General features: G+C 33.2%; 1 protein-coding gene. It reads right to left on the bottom strand.

The genetic code is table 11. The annotated features are described in order from the left end of the window. Window positions 1-2,568, bottom strand: a 2,568-nt coding sequence (locus CCY98_RS08500; RefSeq protein WP_258440228.1) for a PBECR2 nuclease fold domain-containing protein, incomplete at both ends; no start/stop codon positions are given.

Raw genomic sequence — 2,568 nt, 5'->3', positions numbered from 1 at the left:
CTGCTACACTCCCACTTGCCAAACCCACTCCTAAGTGCGGATTAGAATAGTAGATATTTGGGCTTTTTTCATTAAAATATCTATGCTCTGCCTCTTTATGCCTTGTGATAGTTTCTTTTGTTTCTTTCACACTTAAGTCTTGCTCTTTTGCTTCTTTGATTAAGTCTTTTGTGCTAAGATTAGGGGCAGAATCCATTAGAGAGAGATTGTTTCCACTCTCTAACTCTTTTGAGTTCGTAGCTTGGTCGAAATTCTGTGCGTGTGGATTCTCACTTTGTTTGCTTATTTCCTGCTTTTGAATCGAGTTTTTATATTTATTATTTAATTGTTCTTTAATCTCAATAGCTTTGCTTGTGATTAGCTCACTTTCTTTGCTATCGTGCATTCTTTGTCGATTTTGCAATTCTAATTGATTGTATTGTTGTATTGTTTCATATACTTGTTTTAGCTTGTCATTAAATGCTGAGGGTTTTTTGTCTAAAAAATGTTTTTTAAACATTTCTACATCTTTAGCGTTTGATAGCTTTTGTTTATTAAATTCTCTTGTATAGAATCCAAATTTAGTCTCAAATTCATAATACAAAGGTTTATGATAATCTCTGTATTCTTTATAGAATGTATTAAACTCATCTAAGGCTTGTTTGAAATCTGCTTTAGTTATGCTGGTGTCTTGCAAAGCTCTTATTTCTTTATCCATAATCTCATTAACATTTTCTTTTAATAGCCTTAAGCTAACTTTGTTAATGGGTTCGTATTGCAATATTTCCTCATAGCTTGAAAAATGTGGCATAAGTCTTTTGGCTTTTTTATAGGCTCTCTCAAGTATTTGGCTTTCCTCATCTATGAGTAAGCTTTGTTGTTCCATTAGGCTCTCCCATTTTTCACTACCTACCAAATCTTTGCTTTTTAAATCCTCTTTGTGTTCTTTTAAGAGTTTTGCTTTATCTTGTAGTGTCTTGTCTTGTTGCTCAAACTCATCAAAGATATTTTTTAGCTCCTCTTGTCCCTTATGTTGTTTTGATTGTTCTTTTATGGTAGAATTAGAGCTATCAATCTTGTTAGCTAAAGATTGCGAGGCTTGTAAAAGCTCTGGCGTGTAGAAAATTGACTCGGAGTTTGGAGATTGATAGATTATTTTTGCTCCCTTTTCTACTTTATTTTTTAATATGTTTTCTTTCTTTGGTGCATTTGAAATACTGATTAAAAAATCATCTGTTTCCAAATTAATGCTTGTAAAATACTGCTTGTCATCAATTTTTTTTGCTAGAATAATCATTCCATCTATATCTTTTAAAATATAATCTGGATTATCCAAAGTCTCCTTTACCTGTGGAATATATTGCTCTCTTTCTTTGCTTACAAGTTTTAATAAACTGCCTTTTGTAAGTCGTATTTCTTTACCACCTAAGGCTTGTTGTATCTCTTGTGAGTGTTTTGGGATATAGCTTTGTTCTAGGTTTTGTAATCCAAAGGTTTGTAGCCATTGTTTTTGTGTGTCTTTGTTTAGTGTGTGTTCTTTGCCTTTGGTATCTACAAACTTTATGTCTTGTGGGGATTGTGCAATGAGTGTATTAAGCCTCTCTTGATATTCATTCACAATCTCTTTTATCTTGGGATAATTTGGATTAAGTGGAGTAAAGAATGAGGGATTATTGAGGTGTATGGAATCCATTAAGTCTTGTGCTTGTTGTAATGTGTCTTTATCCTTTCCTAATGTGAGTGCCTTATCTAGTAAAGTTTTAAGACTTGCTTCCCAATTTGTAGGTTCTATGACATTTTCTGTCTTTTGGAGGTTTGCTAAATGAAATGTATCTCCATACATTCCTAACTCTTCATCTCTATAATTAGCTATTTCACCACTATAGCGTGTATTATCTTTGATATATTCTATATCTTGCTTAGTGATTCCTTCTTTTGTTCTTGCTTCTCCTCTTATGCCTTTTGTAAGCATTTCCTCTAGTTCTGCTTTGCTAAATTCTGGAAATTCTTGCAAGGCAAACTCTATGCTTGGATTTTGCAATGTAGATGTATTTTGTATAGGATTTGTGTTTTTTATGGTAGAATTCTCTTTGTCAATCGTGTTGGCGGAGTATTGTGAAGTCTGTAAAAGCTTGTTACGAGATGAACTGAAGCTTGGCGATTGATAAATAATTTCGCCTCCGATGTCTAATTTATTCTTTAGATTTCTTGTTTCCTTTATGCCATTTGAAATACTCACCAAGTATTCGCCTTTATCGTAACTAACATTCACAAAGAAGTCATCATTTTTCAAATGTCTAATAAACAAAAAACCATCATCACTATCCCTAATTATCGCCTCTGGGTTATCTAGCACTTCTTTTATCTGTGGTATATACTGCTCTCTACCTTGTGAGACAAGCTTTAGCAAACTTCCCTTTTGTAGTTTTATTTCTTTACCACCTAAGGCTTGTTGTATTGCTTGTGAGTGTTTTGGGATATAGCTTTGTTCTAGGTTTTGTAATCCAAAGGTTTGTAGCCATTGTTTTTGTGTGTCTTTGTTTAGTGTGTGTTCTTTGCCTTTGGTATCTACAAACTTTATGTCTTGTG

Source organism: Helicobacter sp. 11-8110, from assembly GCF_003288905.1.
GTDB lineage: Bacteria > Campylobacterota > Campylobacteria > Campylobacterales > Helicobacteraceae > Helicobacter_D > Helicobacter_D colisuis.
This window is presented reverse-complemented; position numbering and strand designations above follow the sequence as displayed.